The organism is Streptomyces sp. WAC 01529, from assembly GCF_003945545.1.
GTDB lineage: Bacteria > Actinomycetota > Actinomycetes > Streptomycetales > Streptomycetaceae > Streptomyces > Streptomyces anatolicus.
Genome location: NZ_CP029617.1, coordinates 2,573,341 through 2,591,157 on the forward strand (window position 1 = coordinate 2,573,341; position 17,817 = coordinate 2,591,157).

Genomic DNA, 17,817 nt, shown 5'->3' on the forward strand with positions numbered 1-17,817 from the left:
TGACAGACTCAGTTGACTTCCGAATGTCCAGGAATCCCCTTGCCATTGTCGGTATCGCGGGGATGTTTCCAGAGGCGCGCGATGTCCGCGAATTCTGGAGCAACGTAATGGCGGGACGGGACTGCATCACCGAAGTCCCCGAAAGTCACTGGCGAATCGACGAGCACTACGACCCCGACATGTTCGCGGAGGACAAGACATACGCCCGCCGTGGCGGATTCCTGCCCGCCGCCGTCTTCGATCCGGCCGAACACGCGATTCCACCGGCGGCACTTGACTCCATCGGCCTGGTCCAGCTCCTGAGCCTGGAGGTGGCGAGGGAAGTACTGCGGGACGCCGGATGCGAAGAGGCGCCCTGGTACGACCCTTCGCGCACCGGCGTCATGCTCGGGGTGTGCGGGCAGAACACCACGATGTTCCCGCTCGGCTCACGCCTCTACGGTCCGGTCGTGCGGGAGGCGGCCCTCAGTGTCGGCCTGTCGGAGCGGGAAGCCCTCGAAATCGAGAAGCGGTTCAAGGCGGCGGCCCCCGCATGGACCGAGGACAGCTTTCCCGGAATCCTGCCGAACGTGGTCTCCGGCCGCATCGCGAACCGATTCAATTTGGGCGCCGCGAACTGCACAGTCGACGCGGCCTGCGCCAGCTCCCTGGCGGCCCTGCGCATGGCCGCGGGCGAACTCGTGGAACACCGGGCCGATTTGATGATCACCGGTGGCTGCGACGCCGACAATTCAATCACGACCTTCATGTGCTTCAGTAAGACGCCCGCACTGTCCCCGAGCGGACTCATCAAGCCTTTCGACGCATCGGCGGACGGCACGCTGGTCGGCGAGGGAATCGGCATGCTGGCACTCAAGCGGCTGGCCGACGCCGAGCGTGACGGTAACCGCGTCTACGCCGTTCTCCGCGGTTTGGGAGGGTCCAGCGACGGGCGGACGAACAGCATGTACGCGCCCTCCGGCCAAGGACAATTGCAGGCGCTCCGCCGCGCCTATGCCGATGCTGAACTCGGCGCGGACTGCGTGGAACTGATCGAGGCCCACGGAACCGGCACCGCCGTAGGGGATTCCGTCGAACTCACGGCCCTGCGGACGCTTTTGGGGGACTCCGCCCGGCCCCGCAGTGTCGCGATCGGGAGTGTGAAGTCCCAGGTCGGCCACACCAAGGCGGCGGCCGGGGCCGTGGGTCTCATCAAGGCCGCCCTCGCGCTGCACCACAAGGTGCTGCCGCCGACCATCAACGTGGACGCCGTCAATGACGCGGCCGACGGCGCGCTGTACGTCAACACGCGGACCCGGCCGTGGGTGCTCGACCCGCACCGCCCGGTGCGCCGCGGGGCCGTGTCGGCCTTCGGGTTCGGGGGCGTCAATTTCCACGCCGTCCTGGAGGAGCACCGCACTGCGGACCAGGAGGCGCTGACCCTGCACAGCATTCCGCGGGCACGGCTGTGGCACGCTCCTGACACGGAATCCCTGCTGCGCCAGTTGCGCGAAGGCACGGAGCCGGAGTCCGGCGGACCCATCCCCGCCAGCCACGTACGGCTCGGAATTCTCGCCGCCGACGAGACGGAACTGGCCGCCCTGATCTCGCGGAGCGCCGAGGCCATCGAGTCCGCCCCGGGCCGCGACGACTGGAGCCTGCCCGGCAAGGCCTACTACCGGCGTGTAGCGATGCCGACGGGTTCCAAGGTGGCCGCGCTCTTCTCCGGCCAGGGCAGCCAGTACGAGAACATGGGCCTGGAGGCGCTCGTCGGCATTCCTCCCGTGCGGCGCGCCTTCGACGAGGCCAACATGCGGTGGCAGGACGAGGAGGAAACCCTCGCGCAGGCGGTCTACCCGCCCCCGGGGCAGCCTGCCGCCCCTGCCACGCTCCAGCGCACCTCGTACGCGCAGTGCGCGGTCGTGGCCCTGGCGATGGGGCAGTTCCGGTACCTGCGCGAGGTGGGCCTCCTCCCCCAGGGGCTGCTCGGCCACAGCTGCGGCGAGCTGGCCGCGCTGTGGGCCGCCGGCAGCCTCACCGACGAGGGATGCCTCGCCCTGACACGTGAGCGTGGCCGGGCCATGGAACCGCCGGTGGGCTCCGGCGACGACCCGGGGACGATGGCCGCGGCCCGTATGTCCTTGGAGCGCTGGGAGGAAATGGCCGCAGACCATCCCGGCGTGACCCTCTGCAACATCAACGCCGTGGACGAGATCGTGGTCGGAGGCCCCACGGACGCGGTCCGGGCGTTCACCGACTTCTGCGCGACAGTGGACATCGCCTCCCACCGGCTCCCTGTCGCCGCCGCGTTCCACACTCCCCTGGTCGAGCACGCCGTCGACGGCTTCAGCCGGGCCGTGGAGCGTGTGGGGGTCGGTCGGCCGCAGGTGCCCGTCCTGGCGAACACGCCGGGCGCCCGTTACGGCGACGACCTCCAGGCCAACAACCGCACGCTCGTCGAGCAGATGGTGCGGCCCGTGGACTTCGCGGGCCGGGTGCGGGAGCTGTACGAGGAGGGCTTCCGCGTCTTTGTGGAATGCGGGCCCAAGCAGGTGCTGACGCGCTTGGTCCAGCGGACTCTGGACGGCGCCGACGTGGAGGTCATCGCCACCGACGCCGGGCCGGGAGGGGACAGCGCGGCTTCCCTGAAGTGCGCCGCGCTACGGCTGGCGGTCCTCGGCATGGACATCCGCGACATCAACCGCTACGACGCACCTGTCCCCGTACCCCGTGCCGCCGCTCCCTCTCCCGTCGCCAGGCGGCTGGAGGGGCCGTCGTTCGCGGTGACGGCCTGCCGCGACCGGTACAGCGCCGCGCTGAACGAGCCTTTCGAGCGCACTCCCGCCACGCCCGCACCCGCCACGGCCGCTCCAGCTGTGGCGGCGCCACGCTCGGCGCCGGCCGCTGAGGAGCACGCCCTGGTGGAGGCGGCCACCAGGCACCTGGAGCTGCACACGCAGTATGTGGAGGGCCAGTTGCACACGGCCCGCAGCCTGACCGGTCTGCTGGAAGGCGAGCGGGCCGAGAACTCCGGCAGGTCGCTGCTGCGCGAGGTGGAGGCCGTCCGCGACCATGGCGTGGCACTGAGCCGGGCCCACATCCGCGCGCAGGAAGTACTCCTCGACTTCGCGCGCCTGGGCCTCGGGACCGCCCAGGAACCCTCACCGCCGCCCCCCGCCTCCGGCACCGAAGAGCCGGACGACTTCGTACCCTCCGCGCCCGAGGCCGTACCCGTCCAGGCACGGGGACAGGCGGAGGAGCAGACCGCCGAAGTCCTGCCCCAGCCGAGGTCCGCCCCGCCCGCCCCGGAACTCCCCTCGCCCGCGGCTCCCGAGGAGCCGCTGGAACAGATCGAGGTGGAACGGACGCTGCGGGAGCTGGTGGCGGAGAAGACCGGCTACACCTTCGAGATGGTCGACCCCACCCTGGACATCCAGAACGAGCTGGGCATCGACTCACTGAAGCAGGTGGAGATCGCCTCGGAGGCGTGGCGCCGCTACCCCTCTCTGCCGCGTGACGAGATCTACCGTTTCGCGCAGGCCCGCACGGTCCGTGAACTGTCGGCCGTCCTCATCGAGGTCGCCGCCGCCTCGGGGGATGTGCTCGCCACTCCCGACACACATGCCGCAGAGCCCGCCGAGTCTCTGCCTGTCGGCCGGGCCTGCTGGACACTTGAGCCCCTGCCCGAAGCGGACGTCCTCGCCGACGCCTACGGGCCACACCCCGCCGCACTCCTCCTCGATGACCGCAGTGCCCTGGCCGCCGCCCTCGCCGACGCGCTGACAGCCCGTGGATGGGACGTCCGCCGCCTCGCGCTGCCGGGGGCGGGCGCGCCCGGCGACGGCCCCTGTGAACTGGCCGACTGGACGGAGGACACGCTGCGCGAACAGCTCGCCGAGGCCACCGGGTCCGCGCAAGGGCTGGGATTGTGCGTGCTGCCGATCGCCCGGGGGCAGGGTGCCGACACCGATGCCGCGATCGCCCGGCTGAGCCACGCCGTGCTGGTCGCCAAGCACGTGGTGCCCGCGCTCAAGCAGACGGCCGCCGCGGGCCACCGCGCCGCCTTCATGGCCGTCACGCAGTTGGACGGGTCGCTGGGGCTCGCGGGCTCGGACGGTCTGGAGCAGGAAGCGTTGTTCGGCGGTCTGGGCGGCCTGATCAAGGCCCTCGCGGTGGAGGAGCCGAGTCTGTTCGCCCGGGTACTGGACTGCGCTCCCCATCTCGGTCCGAATGAGGTGGCCGCACAGTTCCTCACCGAGATGACCGATGTCGCCGCCCTGACGGAGATCGCCTGGGACGGCGAGACGCGGCGCACGCCGACGCTGACCGCGGGCCCCAGCGACCTGCTGCCCCTGGACGCGGCAACTCACGGAGTGACAGCAGACGACCTTTTGGTGGTGACAGGAGGAGCGCGGGGCATCACCGCCTGGTGCCTGGAGGCGCTCGCCGCCCAGCAGCCGTGCGGGTTGATCCTGCTGGGCCGCACCCGCCTGGAGGAACTTCCCGAAGTGCCGGGGGCCCGCGAGCCGTTCGACGCGGAGGCCGGGAATCTGGATTATCAGCGGGAGATGCACGCCACGCTCGCCGCCCTGCGTGCGGCGGGTGCCGATGTCACCTACCTCGCGGCGGACGTCGGTGACGCGGAGGCGGTCCGGGCCGCGCTCGCCCCGTACGCCGGTCGTGTCACCGGTGTGCTCCACGGCGCCGGAGTCCTGGCCGACCAGCCGCTGGGCGAGAAGAAGCCGCAGGACATCGCGCGAGTGGTGGGGACCAAGCTCGCGGGCCTCGCCAACGTCCTGGCCGCCCTGGAGACGGAGAGCCTGCGCCACCTGGTCGTCTTCACCTCGGTGTCCGGGATCTACGGCAATGGACGCCAGACGGACTACGCGATGGCCAACGAAGCCCTCAACCGGTTCGCCTGCGCGTGGAAGAAGGGGCACCCCGCCACCCGCGTGGCGGCGATGGCCTGGGGCCCCTGGCGCGGCGGGATGGCTTCGGGACGGGCCCAGGAACTCTTCACCCAGCTCGGCGTGCCTCTCCTGGGCCGCGAGGAGGGCTGCGCCTACTTCGTCCAGCAGATGGCTCCCGCACGCAGCGACGACATGGTGACGGTCATCGGCCCACTGACATCGCTTTTCCGGCCGGCGGCGCCACCCCGGCAGATGGAAGTGGTGCGGGATCTGACCGGTCTCGCAGCCGAGCCGGTACTGCGTGATCACAGCATCGACGGACGGCCGGTGCTGCCGATGACGGCGGCCGTCGGATGGGGAATCAACCTGGTCGAACGCGCGCACGCCAACAGGCCGGTGACGCAGATCCGCAACTTCTGCGTCCGCAAGGGGCTCGTCCTCGACGGCTCCGAGCCGCCACGCGCACGCCTGAGAATGCGCGGCGGAGACAGCCGTACCGACGGCGTCTCGGTCGCGGTCCATGACGACGGTCCCAGCCGCCTGCTCCGCTACGAAGGCGCCTTCGGCATGACGGCGGACAGCGCCGCCCCACCCCGTATGCGGCTCCCCGCGGGCCTGGAAGACGCGGACCACTCGCACCACCCCGCGTACGCGGACGGATTCCTGTTCCATGGGCCGCTGTTGCGAGGACTCGGCCGCGTACTGAGTGAGGACGACACCCGCCTGGTCGTCCCGGCCAGGCTCCAGGACCCCCCGCTGGCCCGTGGGGCGTACTCCGGCGCCCTCTACAGCCCGGCCTCGGCCGATCTGCTCCTTCAGGCGGCGGCTCTTCTGGGCAGGCGGTTGTGCGGCCACCGCTGCCTGCCGGTCGCCGTCGAACAGGTGGATCTGTTCGACTCGTTGCCCGATGACGAACCGTTCGTCATCGTCGCCGAGCTGCTGGCGCACGACCCCTTGGAACTCACCTGCACGGTCTCCGCGTGCACTCCGCGGGGTGACGTCCTCCAGCGCTGGAAGGGCCTCAAGGGAATCGTGGCCGTGCCGGAACTCGCCACCCGCGCGGCGTGGCCCGCGCCTGCCGATCTGTGACGGCGAACGCCCCCACTCCAAGCGAAGAGACCATGGACGATCTCCAGTTTCACGGACCCCCTGTCGTAGTCCCCTGGTGGCCGGAAGAGAGTGCCGGGAATCCGGTCGCCCCGGCCTGCCCCGGAGCCCCGGTGAGCGTGGCGCGGGAACTCGCGGGGCTTGTCCATACCGCCCATGAGACGGCCCTGCGGGCGCATCAAGCACTTGAGGACTGGGCGCTCGCAGGCGCCGCCCGGCCCACCCCACGGGTGCCGGCACCGGTCACCCCAGCGGTGCCGGCAGCGGTCATCGAAGCCGGGGAGGCGGCGCGTCGTACGCCCGCTCGGGAGGCGGGCGGCTTCCTGCGGGCGAGCGTCACCTATCGGCACGACGGCGAGCTGCCGTCCGCCGCCGTCCTGCGTACCGACACCACGGCCGACACAGAGGGCGCGGGGTCATGGGGCTGGACCGTGCACCACGGCGCGGCGCTCCTGGCCGAGGCACACGGCCTGGCGGGCGAAGGCGCGAGGGAGGCAGCGGCCTGGCCGGTCCGGGCGGTGCCCGGGGACAGCCGCCAGTTCCGTGCCCTGGCCCGCGCCACCCGCGACCGCCTCGGCCCGGCGGACGTGGAGATGGTCTGCACCGAGGGCCCGGGGAGCTTGCGCCGCGTGACGGAGGCCACCCACTCCGGCGCCGAGACGGGCCGGTACCACCTGGGTCGTCTGACGGCCACCGTCGACCTCGGCCGCGGCGGTCCGGGTACGGGCTGGCCGGCACTGCTCGACGCCGCCTGGCAGGCGCTGCACCTCCACGCGCTGCACCAGGGGCTGCACACCTGCCTGGTGCGACCCGCTCTGCTGCCCTGGGCGGGCAAGAGCACGGAGATCGAGGTCCTGGACACGGCACAACTCACCGGCTCACTCACGCTGGAAGCGGACATCGCGGCGATCGGCCTCGTCCCCCGCCCCCATGTGGTCGCCGACATGCGCGTCCACACCGCTCGGGGCCCCCTCGCCCGGCTGCACAACGTGGCGGTGATCCTGCGGGAGAGGCCGGGCACCCCGGTGGGACCCGGAGCCGCCGCACGACAGTCAGGGGATGAGACACCCCCGTTCGCCAACGAACTGCACATGGCGCATGCCGCCGAAGGGGACCTGCACGTCGCCTACGGCTCCCCCGCCGACGCGGCACAGCCGAAGGTCCGCCCCCGCTTGCCCCGGGGCGACCTGCTCATGCTGGACCGGTTGCTCACCGCTCCCCCCGCCGAGGGCGAGGGCTCGCCGGAATCCGAATACGTCACCGAGTACGACGTGCCGGCGGCCCCCTGGTACGTCCGGGAGAACGGGGGCACGGTCCCCCACCTCATGTACCTGGAGTCCTCGCTCCAGGCCGCGGCCTTCGTCGGGGGCGCGCTGGGTGCCAGCTTCGAGTTCCCCGACGAAAGCCTCACCGTCCGCAATCTCGAGGGCCAGGACCACATGGTGCGCCGGGCTGATCTGCTCGGGCGCACCGTACGTCAGCGGACCAGGATTCTCGCTCGTACTCCGTTGCCCGGCGCGGTACTTCAGCGGTACGGATACGAACTCAGCGTGGACGACGAGGTGTTCTACCGGGGGGAGAGCGTCCACGGCTTCTTCACCGAGAGCGCCCTTGCCAGTCAGCAGGGCTTGGACGGGGGCCGCCTCGTCCCTCCGTGGCTGAGACGCCAGGCGTCGTACGAGGTGCGCGCGGTCCGGCCGGACCTGTCGGCGCTTCCCGTGGGGCAGGGGCGTTTCGCCTTCCTGTCGGGGACCGAGAGCGAGCTGGTGCGCGACGGTGGCACCCATGGCCGGGGATACCTGCTGTGCACCAAACCGGTGCGTGCGGACGACTGGTACTTCGCCCACCACTTCCTGAACGACCCCGTCATGCCCGGCTCCTGCGGGATCGAAATGCTGATCCAGATGGTCAAGGGCTACCTGCTGTGCACCGGCACCATCGACGAGAAGGAGCTGAACGCGCTGCGCACACCGCCCGGTGCGGAACTCCGGTGGACCTACCGGGGGCAGATCCTGCCGCAGCACCACGAGGTGCAGGCCGAGATCCATCTGCGCCGGATCCACCGGGACGGCAAGGGTCTTACGGCCTGGGCCGACGGCAGCGTCTGGCGCGACGGCCTGCGCATCTACGCGGTCGACAACATCGTCCTACAGGTGGGCGACAGTTCCGGAGAGCAGGTGGGTCACCCATGATGACGTCGGACCACGCCGTCGTACGCTTCGACCCCGTCGATGTCCGTGCGCTCCTGTGCGAACTGGATCAGCCGTGTTTCGTCGTCCGCCAGGGGGGACGGATCGGGGTCGTCGCCGAACGTCCCGGCGCCGGTTCCGGCACGCAGATCCTGGCCGCGGCCGCACCGGTCAGCACCCGCGCGCTGGGTGCCCCGCACTTCCTGGCGCGGCACGGAGTGCGGCAGCCCTACATGGCGGGGTCGATGGCGGGCGGCACCTCGTCCGAGGAGCTGGTGGTCGCCCTTGCCCGCTCCGGCCATCTGGCGTCCTTCGGCGCGGCCGGTCTCTCCGCCGGCCGTGTCGAGCAGGCGCTGCGACGGCTGCGACGGGATCTCCCGGACCTTCCCTGGGCCTGCAACCTCATCCACGACCCGGCCGACCCGGCGTCGGAACGCCGAACGGTGGACCTCTGCCTGCACCACCAGGTGGCGTGCGTCGAGGCGTCCGCCTTCCTCCAGCCGACGGCGGAGCTGGTCCGTTACCGCGCGGCGGGACTGCGCAGGGCACCGGACGGAGCCGTGCACACCGGCAACCGCGTCGTCGCGAAGGTCTCGCAGCCCAGCACCGCGGAGTTCTTCCTGCGGCCGCCCCCCGCCGAGCTTTTGACCGAACTCGCCCACCAGGGGCGTATCACCGCTGAGCAGGCAGAACTGGCCGCGCGGGTGGCGCTGGCCGACGACATCACCGTGGAAGCCGATTCCGCCGGGCACACCGACCGGCGGCCGCTGGTCACCCAACTGCCCCTGATCATCGCCCTGCGGGACCGCGAGGCGGCGGCCGGGCGTCCCGGCGGGGTCGTCGGTGTCGGCGCCGCCGGTGGCATCGGCACTCCCCAGGCCGCGTTCGGTGCCTTCGCCATGGGCGCGGACTACATCGTCACCGGCTCCATCAACCAGGCATGCGTCGAAGCGGGCACCTCGCCCGCGGTGAAGGCCATGCTCGCCGAAGCCGGGCCCGGCGACTACGCGATGGCCCCCGCCGCCGACATGTTCGAAATGGGGATCGATGTGCAGGTCCTCAAACGGGGGACCCTCTTCCCCGGCCGGGCCGCGTGGCTCTACCGGCTCTACCGCGAGCACGCGAGCCTTGAGGACCTGCCCGGAAGCGACCTCAAGCGGCTGGAGGAACAGATCCTGCGGCGCCCCGTCGGCCAGGCGTGGGCGGACGTGGCCGCCTACCTCGCACAGCACCGGCCCGAGCAGGCGGCGCTCGCCGCGCACACGCCCAAGCTCCGTATGGCACTGCTCTTCCGCTGGTATCTGGGACTCTCCTCGCGCTGGGCCACGCAAGGCGCCCCGGACCGCAGCGGCGACTACCAGATCTGGTGCGGCCCGGCGATGAGCGCGTTCAACGCATGGGTCCATGGAACGCCCTGGCAGGACCCCCACCACCGGTACGCCCCGGACATCGCACGGGCACTGCTCTCCGGCGCGGCCTACCACAGCCGCCTCGCCCAGCTGCGCTTCGCGGGCGTCAGCCTGCCCTCTCTGTGCGGCACCTACCCCGCCCCCGGTGCGGTGCCGTCCGCGGGCGCCTTCCCTCAACCCGGCAGGCCTGCGCTCCCCTCACTCGTCACGGGCTGAAGAAGGGCTTCTCGCTCCCATGCTGCAGATCGACCCGTTCTGGTCCTACGGAATCGGGGCCGGATGCGCACTGGCCACCGCCGCCCGGCTACGCGACGCCCACGGTGACGGCACGCGCCGAGAGGCCATCCGGGATCGGGGGCTGCTGGCCACCCTGCTGTTCATGGGGATGCTGTTCATCCCCATGGGCATGTGGCTGGCCACGCGGTTCCCCGGCTGGGAGACCATGTACGCCTGGCGAGCCGTTCCACCGTGGGCGCTGGCGGCCTTCAGTGCGGGCCTCGTGGTCTGCGCCACAGCGGGCTACCTGCTCACTCATAGGCTGCTGGTCCGCGGAAAGCCGTGGGGTGCCTGCCTGCAATTCGTCGCGGCCTACGTCTTTGTCTTCTGCACGCTCATCCACGGCTGGGACGGCACCGGTCTGCGCCGTTTCCTCGCCACCGCGCCCGCCGCCTTCACCTCCCCCACGCCGACCACGGCTGAACTCATCCAGTGGCTTCGGTCCCCCATCGCCGAGACGCTGTTCTGGATGGGCCTTGTGCTGATCCCGGCCCTCCTGGCGGTGAACGTCCGGCTTCGAACGGGGGGCACGGGCGCACCAGGCACACGAGGCGCGCCGCTGGACGGCCTGGACATGGTCCTGCGGGCGACGATGGTCATCCTCGGCCCGTGCCTCGCGCTCGCCGTCTCGGCGTCCCTGGCCGTCACGGTGTTCGGCCCACTCCTCGGCGGCGCGGCGTGGACCGCTCTCGCCGTCGCCGTCCTGCATCCCCGCAGCGCGCTGGCCGCGGTGTGCCGACGTATCGTCCTGCCCGCCGCTTGTCCGCCGCGCCGTGCGGAACCCTCTGCTGGAGGCCAGCATCTTCACGCCGGACAGTGACCGCGATCGCGTCACCGTGACAAGCGCCTTCTCGGGCCATCCCCTGCTCTGCGTTCCCCTCTCCTCCGCGGCGGACGTCTGTTCCACCGTCGACCGGGCACGCTGCGCCCAGGAGGCGTGGGGACCGGCACCGGCCGCCGAGCGCACGCGATGGCTCATGCGTCTGCGCGGAGACCTCAGGGCCCACCGTGCCTGGCTGGGGTCCGTCGTCGAGCACGCCGGCGGACTGGGGCCACGCGACCGCGCCGCCGAACTCCGCCAGACGGACAAGGTGTTGCTGCACGCGTTCAAGGCCCTGCGGGCATCGGTCGGCCTGCGGCAGGCCCTGCGCGGCGCACAAGCCCGCCCGGCCCCGGGCCGGTACAGCCCGCACAGGCCGGCGGTGATCTCTTCACGCGTGCACGAGGGGCGGCCGCTGGCTTCCCTCCTCGAAGGCGCCCTGCCCGCACTTGTGGGCGGCAGCGCCGTCGTCACGGAGGTGGACGTCCGCAGCGCCGTGCCGGCGCTCGCGGTGCAGGCCCTGGCGCGGAGGGCCGGTCTGCCCCGGCACGTCTGGCAGTTGATGGTGAGCCAGGACTCCGAGCGGGCCACCGTGGGGGATCTGCGAGCGGTACTGAACGAGCACGCGGACGACTTCGCCCCGCAATGCTGTCTGCGCGGCACCTCGGGGTCAGGGAAGGCGGGGACGCGGGTTCCGGGTCTTCTCGTGCTGCGGCACGACGGATGCTCCCGTGCGGCCGCCCAGGCAGCGGTCGACGCCTGCTTCTCGCGCGCCGGCCGGATGTGTTCGACGACCCCGCTCATCGCGGTGCACGCCGACCGCCAGGCCGAGTTCGTACGACAACTCGTCGGCCGGGCCGCACGATTCACCCCGGAAAGCACGCTCCCCGGACGGGGACAACTCACGCTCATGCGGAAGTGGTCCGCCACCGTTGCGGCATCCGGCGCCTTGCCCCTACTGCCGAAGAGCCCCACCAGCGGTACGACGCCACCAGTCCCGGAGCCGGTCGCCCTCTTCGACCACAGTGCCTGGTACCGGAGACTCCCCGAACTTCCTCCGGCAGGCCCGGTCGCGCTCGTCACCACCTTCACCCGCTGGTCCGAGGCGCTGGCGCTCGCTCGTCACACCGGTACCCACCTCAGCGTCTTCACCCGCACGCGCGCCGCGCAGCTGGACCCTCAGTTCGCGGGGCTTCCCGCGTCCCGGATCGGATTCAACCGGGCGTCGTCGCCCACCCCGGCCTGGGGCGGACCAGGCGCGCACTCCTGACCGGGGCCGATGGTCGTGCCGTCGGTGGTGGCGTGATCGGCGCGGGCCCATAGACCCGTCGCGTGAACATCGCTCAAGTAGAGGTAGGGCAAAGGCAAGGGCGGCAGTGCGGCCGTGGAGAGGGCCACGGGCAGCAGGCCGAAGACGCGGCCCCCGAGCCGCGTCGCGGCGAACCGCACATCACCGGAGAGGGTGATGCGACGGGCCACCGTGCAGGAGCCGGGCGCGCGGCCCGAACCCTGGTAGCCGATACGGGCGTTGTCGAGGGTGACACTCTCGGCGCGGCACACGTCGCGCCCCAGGGGGCAGTACATGGCGGTGACGGTGAGGCCGGTGGCACGCAGCGTCGCCCCGCGCGGGGACCGGCCGCCCGGCACCGCGGCCTTGAAACACGCCAGAACGGCTCGTGCGGCCGGCGCTCGCGCAGCCCCTGCGGGAGCGGCGGCAGGGAGATCCGCTGCCGTACACGAGTCCGAGGGCGTCGCTTCCGTCGTGGGGGCCTTGCGCACGGACGGCGCGGGCGGCACGGCGGGATCGGCGCCGGCGGAGACGGGGAGGAGACCGAGCACGCAGGTGGCGGAGAGGAGCAGCGCTGCACGGCGTCGTCCCACTCGTTCACTCACAATTCGGCGCCGACAGCCGCGTCGACCGCTGCCGGTGCCGCCTCGGACCCGCCCTCGGCCCCTCTCCACGCCAGGGCGAGCGAACCGCCGAGCAGAGCGAGGAACATGCCGATCAGAAAGCCGCCGAGGTTGGCCAGCGGGTAGGACAGCAGTCCGAGGACGAGGGCGGCAGCACCGCTCGTGGTGGCGCTGGCGGGGCGTGCCCACAGGTGTGCGGCGCAGGCCAGCAGGGCGGCGGCCACGAGGACCGCGCTGGCGCCGCTGATCCCCTGGAGGCCCAGCAAACTGGGGCGGGCGAGCGGGAAGACGCCCAGTTCGGCGGCGGCCAGGGCGAGCACGAGGCAGGCGGCCACGGGGCGCGGGCGACGGGGATGGGGATGGGGCGGGGTGGAAGCCGCGCTCAGGTGCATGGCTGCTCCCCCCGGCGGACGGACATGTCGGCGCCCGCGAGGGAGAACATCCCCGCCGTCAGCGACCAGGCCTTCAGGCGCATGTTCTCGATGGTCAGCTTGCGGGCCTGCTGCCCGTACGTTCCCGCCGGGCCGGTGACCCCCGAGCTATCCAGCGTGGCGGCATCTCGGCCCATCTCCACCGATTTGTACGTCATGTTCCCGGTCAGGCGGGACAAGTCGAGCGCCAGGTGCTCGGCGCGCACAGGCGCGGGCGCGCCGGAGCGGATGACCAGAGTGGCGGCGCCGAACGGGGAGTGGGTCACCGCCGACTGGCACAGGCCGCTGATCCGCGCGCTGCGGATGCCGACGACCGCCACCGGGTGGCGGGTGCCTTTTCCGTCGGCGCGGAAGGAGGCGAACTGGGTGGCACCGGTGGCCTCGAGTCGCTCGGCGGTCACGGTGAACGGGCTGCCCGCGACAGCGAAGGAGACCGGGATCTCGGCCGCGGTCGTCGTGACGACGGTCCCGGCTCCCAGCGTCATCGCCGCACCGAAGACGAGGGTGAAGCGCCGCCACCTGATGCGGCCGCGACGTCGGCCCGTCCGCGCACCCCGGCGCTTCGACGGCGAACGGGATGTCGTTGCTTCCATGGAGTGTCCCTCGGGCCGGCGCGTGTGGTGCGAGCGTTCTGCCACCTGCGCAACGCGGTTCCGAGGGCGGGCGTCACCACGGCCTACCCGAACGGCGGTACCGGCGGCCGTACCGACGGCGGCCCCGACACCGGTCCGCGCGGAAGACCGGCGGCGGCCCGTGGAGGCTTTCCGTGGGCATCCCCCATGGCCCAGGATTCCCCTATGAAGAGTGACTTGTTCTCCAGTGACCACATGGCGCAGCCGGCCCTCGCCCCCGGTATGACCCTCCAGAACGCCAAGTCGATCAAATACGCCGTGAACGGCGAGATGTTCGCCCGCCAGGGCGCGATGATCGCCTATCGGGGCGATCTCCAGTTCGAGCGCAAGGGCCAGGGCGTGGGCGGCATGCTCAAGCGCGCCATGACCGGCGAGGGGCTGCCGCTGATGGCGGTGCGCGGCCAGGGCGAGGCCTGGTTCGCGCACGAGGCGCAGAACTGCTTCATCGTCGACGTCGAACCGGGCGACGTCCTCACGGTCAACGGCCGCAACGTCCTGTGCTTCGACGCGACCCTCTCGTACGACATCAAGACGGTGAAGGGCGCCGGCATGACCGGAGGCGGCCTGTTCAACAGCGTCTTCACGGGCGCGGGCCGCCTCGGCCTGGTCTGCGACGGCAACCCCCTGGTGATCCCCGTCTCCCCGCAGCAGCCGGTGTACGTCGACACGGACGCGGTGGTCGGCTGGACCGCCGACCTCTCCACGTCCCTGCACCGCTCGCAGTCGATCGGCTCGATGATCCGCGGCGGCTCGGGCGAGGCGGTCCAGCTGATGCTCCAGGGCGAGGGCCACGTCATCGTCCGCCCGAGCGAGGTGACCCCGCAGAAGGCGCAGCAGCACTGAGCGCGCTGCCGCGCCTCGCGGCCGGTCAGGCGGCCTGGCGGGCCCGCTGCTCGTATCCGGCGAGGCGGACGCAGACGGTGAGGCCGTGCATGGCCTGCTCCAGGTCGGCGAGGCCGGGGTAGCTGGGGGCGATGCGGATGACGGCGTCGCGCGGGTCGTCGCCGTAGGGGTGTGTCGCGCCGGCCGGGGTCAGCACGATGCCGGCCTCGGCGGCGCGGCGTACGACGTCCTTGGCGCAGCCCTCGGGGACCTGGAGGGTCACGAAGTAGCCGCCCTTGGGCGAGGTCCAGGTCGCGAGGCCGGTGCCGCCGAGTTCGGCGTCGAGGATGCGCGCGACCGCCTCGAACTTGGGCTGGAGCAGCGCGCGCTGGCGCTCCATGTGGGCCCGCACGCCGTCGGCGTCCCGCAGGAACATCACGTGACGCAGCTGGTTGATCTTGTCGGGGCCGATCGACCGCTTCTGGTTGTTGGCGAGGAGCCACTTCACGTTGGCGGGCGAGGAGCCGAAGAAGGCGACGCCCGCCCCCGCGGCGGTGATCTTGGAGGTGGAGCCGAAGACGAACGCCCGGTCGGGGTTGCCGGCCTCGGCGCAGGCGGCGAGGAGGTCGGCGATCTCGGTGGGCTCGTCGGTGAGGTGGTGGGCGGCGTAGGCGTTGTCCCAGAAGATCCGGAAGTCGGGGGCGGCGGTCTCCATGCGGGCGAGGCGGGCCACGGTCTCGTCGCTGTAGGAGACACCGTCGGGGTTGCTGTACTTGGGCACGCACCAGATGCCCTTGACCGCCGGGTTCTCGGCGACCAGCCGCTCGACCTCGTCCATGTCGGGCCCGTCGGCCGTCATCGGCACGGGGATCATGTCGATGCCGAACCGCTCGCAGAGCGCGAAGTGCCGGTCGTAGCCGGGCACGGGGCAGAGGAACGCGACGGGCTCCTGCTCCACCCAGCGCGACTCGGCGCCGGGCACCTTCCCGAGGAGGGCGTGCACCAGGCAGTCGTGCATCAGCTCCAGGCTGGAGTTGCCGAGCGCGAGCAGCTGCCCGGCGGGGACCTGGAGCAGCTCGGCGAAGATCTCGCGCAGCTCGGGCAGGCCCTGGAGGCCGCCGTAGTTGCGTACGTCCGTGCCGTCGGCGGCGGTGTGCCGCCCGCCGGGCAGGCCGAGCAGGTCCTCGCTGAGGTCGAGCTGTTCCGGCGCGGGCTTGCCCCGGGTGAGGTCGAGGGAGAGCCCGCGCGCGGCAAGCTCCTCGTACTCCTTCCGGGCCCGCTCCAGAAGCCCGTCCAGGGCCGGGGCGTCGGGGCTCAGCTCGGTGGTCATGGTGTTGCCTCTCGCAGATACGGCTCGGGGGATCGCTTCGGTGCGGTCGCCTCGGGGGCGTCGCTTCGGTGCGGTCACTTCGGTGCGGCCGCTTCGTCGCGCCTGCCGAGAATACAAACCGGTTCCGCCCCGCGCCCCGGACGCCCGCTCCACGAGACCGGCGGGGCCCCTGACCCGCCAGGTGGCCCCGCTCATCAATGGGGGTGAAATGCCGTGTGCGGGGCCTTGACCGGCCTCCGCGCCCCTCCTATGGTCGCCACGCCACCCACGACGTAGGACGTGGGATCTCCTCAGGGACCAAGGGAGACACCGTGAGCGACTCCATCCCTCGAAGCGCCACCCGCAAAGCCCCCGAAGCCCCGGGAGCCCCCGCACCCGCCTCCGTCGCCTCGGCGCCGGACCGCCGCTCCGTCCTCAGATACAGCGCCGCGCTCGGCGCGGCCGCCGCCGTCACCACCACCCTCTCCGCCTGCTCCTCCGGCCCCGAGTCGACCAACGAGTCCGGAGGCGGCGGCCAGGGCGGCGACTCCACGCTCACGGCCGTCATCGGCTACGGCAACGACGGCAGCTGGGACCCGACCCAGACCGCCTCCGCCTTCGCCATGGCGGGGAACGAACACATCTACGAGGGGCTCCTCGGCACTGACCCGATCACCCGTGAGCCGTATGCCGCGCTCGCCACCGAGGTCCCGGACGACCTCAAGGCGACCACGTGGCAGTTCGCCCTGCGGCCGGGCGCCAAGTGGCACGACGGGAAGCCCGTCACCGCCGACGACGTGGTGTTCGTCTTCGACCGGATCCTGGACCCCAAGACGCAGACCCTGGCCAAGGGGTTCTTCGCGAGCTGGCTGAAGGAGGTCAGGAAGGTCGACGCGACGAACGTGGAGCTGATCCTGAAGTTCCCCTTCCCCGACGGCGCCGCCCGCCTCTCGCTCGCGAAGATCATGCCGAAGCACGTCTTCTCCAAGCCCGGCGCCTGGGAGGACGCGACCAAGGGGAAGGCGGTGGGCTCGGGGCCGTACCGGCAGACCGCGCACCACCCGAAGTCGAACACCACCTTCGAGGCGTTCGACGACTACAACGGCCCGCGCAAGGCCGCCTTCAAGAAGATGAACTGGCTGACGATCGTGGACGCCGCACCCCGCGTCGCGAAGATCTCCGGCTCCAGCGCGGACGCGGAGATCGCCGACAACATCCCGTACGCCAACATCGGCCAGCTCAAGAAGAGCGGCATGACGGTCGAGGGCGGCGCCGGGATGAACAATCTGTTCCTGCTCTTCAACACCGCACACAAGCCGTTCGACGACGTACGCGTGCGCCAGGCGCTGCACTACGCCATAGACCGCGACAAGATGATCGAGGCCGCCCTCAAGGGCCACGGCAAGGCCGCGACGTCCTTCCTCAACGAGGCCAACCCCTCCTACCGGCCCGCGAAGACCGTCTACGCGTACGACCTGGCGAAGGCGAGGAAGCTCCTGAAGGAGGCGGGGGTCGGCGATCTCAAGGTCAACCTCATGGCGGTGAACGTGAGCTGGATCGTCGACTGCCTGCCGACCATCCAGGACGGCTGGGAGAAGCTCGGCGTCGAGGTCACCCTGGACCCGCAGGAGACCACCGCGGTCTTCACCAAGCTGGACCAGAAGAAGGACTTCCAGATCGTCGCGGCCGCCTCGAACCCGAACCAGTTCGGCCTCGACGCCGACCTGATCATGCACTACAACTACGGCCCCGAGAACCTGTGGATGGGCTACGCCCGCTGGGCCGGGAACGCCACGGCCAAGAAGCTCTTCAAGGACATGGCGCAGGCCACCCGCGAGCCCGAGGCGGGCCGCAAGAAGGCCATGATCCAGGAGTACATCGACGTGATCGCCGAGCAGGCCGTGCTCTACCCGGTCGTGCACAACGAACTCATGACCGCCTGGGACCCGAAGAAGATCACCGCCGTCAAGGCCCAGCCCTATCCCGGGATCAACCTCCTCCAGGCCAAGTGGGCGTGACCGC

The 17,817-nt window shown here is 71.4% G+C and carries 11 protein-coding genes; 7 read left to right on the forward strand and 4 right to left on the reverse strand.

Annotated elements, in window-relative coordinates; all coding sequences use genetic code 11:
• Positions 1–23: 23 nt before the first annotated feature.
• From DMA15_RS11545 to DMA15_RS11565, 5 genes are all read left to right on the forward strand, one after another.
• Positions 24–5,978 carry a type I polyketide synthase gene (locus tag DMA15_RS11545; protein ID WP_276314337.1) on the forward strand — a complete coding sequence of 1,985 codons (5,955 nt, stop codon included), beginning with the start codon at positions 24–26 and terminating at the stop codon, positions 5,976–5,978.
• 131 nt (positions 5,979–6,109) lie between these two features.
• Positions 6,110–8,188: a 3-hydroxyacyl-ACP dehydratase gene (locus DMA15_RS11550; RefSeq protein WP_240659754.1), complete on the forward strand. Its 2,079-nt coding sequence runs from the start codon at positions 6,110–6,112 to the stop codon at positions 8,186–8,188.
• Positions 8,185–9,810: a PfaD family polyunsaturated fatty acid/polyketide biosynthesis protein gene (locus DMA15_RS11555; RefSeq protein WP_240659755.1), complete on the forward strand. Its 1,626-nt coding sequence runs from the start codon at positions 8,185–8,187 to the stop codon at positions 9,808–9,810. The genes DMA15_RS11550 and DMA15_RS11555 overlap by 4 nt, the downstream gene beginning before the upstream one ends.
• Before the next feature lie 19 nt (positions 9,811–9,829).
• Positions 9,830–10,690: a hypothetical protein gene (locus DMA15_RS11560; protein ID WP_125512684.1), complete on the forward strand. Its 861-nt coding sequence runs from the start codon at positions 9,830–9,832 to the stop codon at positions 10,688–10,690.
• Positions 10,691–10,706: 16 nt separating this feature from the next.
• Entirely contained in the window at positions 10,707–11,960 is a 1,254-nt protein-coding gene (locus DMA15_RS11565; RefSeq protein WP_164551734.1) for an aldehyde dehydrogenase family protein, read from the forward strand.
• On the opposite strand, the gene DMA15_RS11570 is transcribed toward DMA15_RS11565, so the two are convergent.
• From DMA15_RS11570 to DMA15_RS11580, 3 genes are read right to left on the reverse strand one after another with little or no spacing between them, the layout of a single operon-like run.
• A complete protein-coding gene (locus DMA15_RS11570) occupies positions 11,870–12,571 on the reverse strand; it encodes a hypothetical protein (RefSeq protein ID WP_125512686.1) in 702 nt (233 codons plus the stop codon). The genes DMA15_RS11565 and DMA15_RS11570 overlap by 91 nt on opposite strands.
• Positions 12,572–12,579: 8 nt before the next feature.
• Complete coding sequence (locus DMA15_RS11575; protein ID WP_125512687.1) at positions 12,580–12,993, reverse strand: DUF6114 domain-containing protein; 414 nt, start codon at positions 12,991–12,993, stop codon at positions 12,580–12,582.
• Positions 12,984–13,625, reverse strand: a complete 642-nt coding sequence (locus DMA15_RS11580; RefSeq protein WP_125512688.1) for a DUF6230 family protein — start codon at positions 13,623–13,625, stop codon at positions 12,984–12,986. The genes DMA15_RS11575 and DMA15_RS11580 overlap by 10 nt, the downstream gene beginning before the upstream one ends.
• Positions 13,626–13,829: 204 nt before the next feature.
• On the opposite strand from DMA15_RS11580, the gene DMA15_RS11585 reads away from it, so the two are divergent.
• Entirely contained in the window at positions 13,830–14,507 is a 678-nt protein-coding gene (locus tag DMA15_RS11585) for an AIM24 family protein (RefSeq protein WP_125512689.1), read from the forward strand.
• 25 nt (positions 14,508–14,532) lie between these two features.
• Here DMA15_RS11585 and DMA15_RS11590 read toward each other — a convergent pair whose 3' ends face one another.
• On the reverse strand, positions 14,533–15,816 hold the full coding sequence (locus tag DMA15_RS11590) for an aminotransferase class I/II-fold pyridoxal phosphate-dependent enzyme (RefSeq protein ID WP_125512690.1): 1,284 nt from the start codon (positions 15,814–15,816) through the stop codon (positions 14,533–14,535).
• A gap of 311 nt (positions 15,817–16,127) precedes the next feature.
• Here DMA15_RS11590 and DMA15_RS11595 point away from each other — a divergent pair, with 311 nt between their 5' ends.
• Positions 16,128–17,813: an ABC transporter substrate-binding protein gene (locus tag DMA15_RS11595; protein ID WP_240659756.1), complete on the forward strand. Its 1,686-nt coding sequence runs from the start codon at positions 16,128–16,130 to the stop codon at positions 17,811–17,813.
• Positions 17,814–17,817 lie beyond the last annotated feature (4 nt).

Bases quoted from the DNA above. Each gene is read 5' to 3' on its own strand.
- DMA15_RS11560 (WP_125512684.1), top strand. From the start codon at position 9,830: ATGCTGCAGATCGACCCGTTCTGGTCCTACGGAATCGGGGCCGGATGC.
- DMA15_RS11575 (WP_125512687.1), bottom strand. From the start codon at position 12,993: ATGCACCTGAGCGCGGCTTCCACCCCGCCCCATCCCCATCCCCGTCGC.
- DMA15_RS11545 (WP_276314337.1), top strand. From the start codon at position 24: ATGTCCAGGAATCCCCTTGCCATTGTCGGTATCGCGGGGATGTTTCCA.
- DMA15_RS11555 (WP_240659755.1), top strand. From the start codon at position 8,185: ATGATGACGTCGGACCACGCCGTCGTACGCTTCGACCCCGTCGATGTC.
- DMA15_RS11590 (WP_125512690.1), bottom strand. From the start codon at position 15,816: ATGACCACCGAGCTGAGCCCCGACGCCCCGGCCCTGGACGGGCTTCTG.
- DMA15_RS11580 (WP_125512688.1), bottom strand. From the start codon at position 13,625: ATGGAAGCAACGACATCCCGTTCGCCGTCGAAGCGCCGGGGTGCGCGG.
- DMA15_RS11585 (WP_125512689.1), top strand. From the start codon at position 13,830: ATGAAGAGTGACTTGTTCTCCAGTGACCACATGGCGCAGCCGGCCCTC.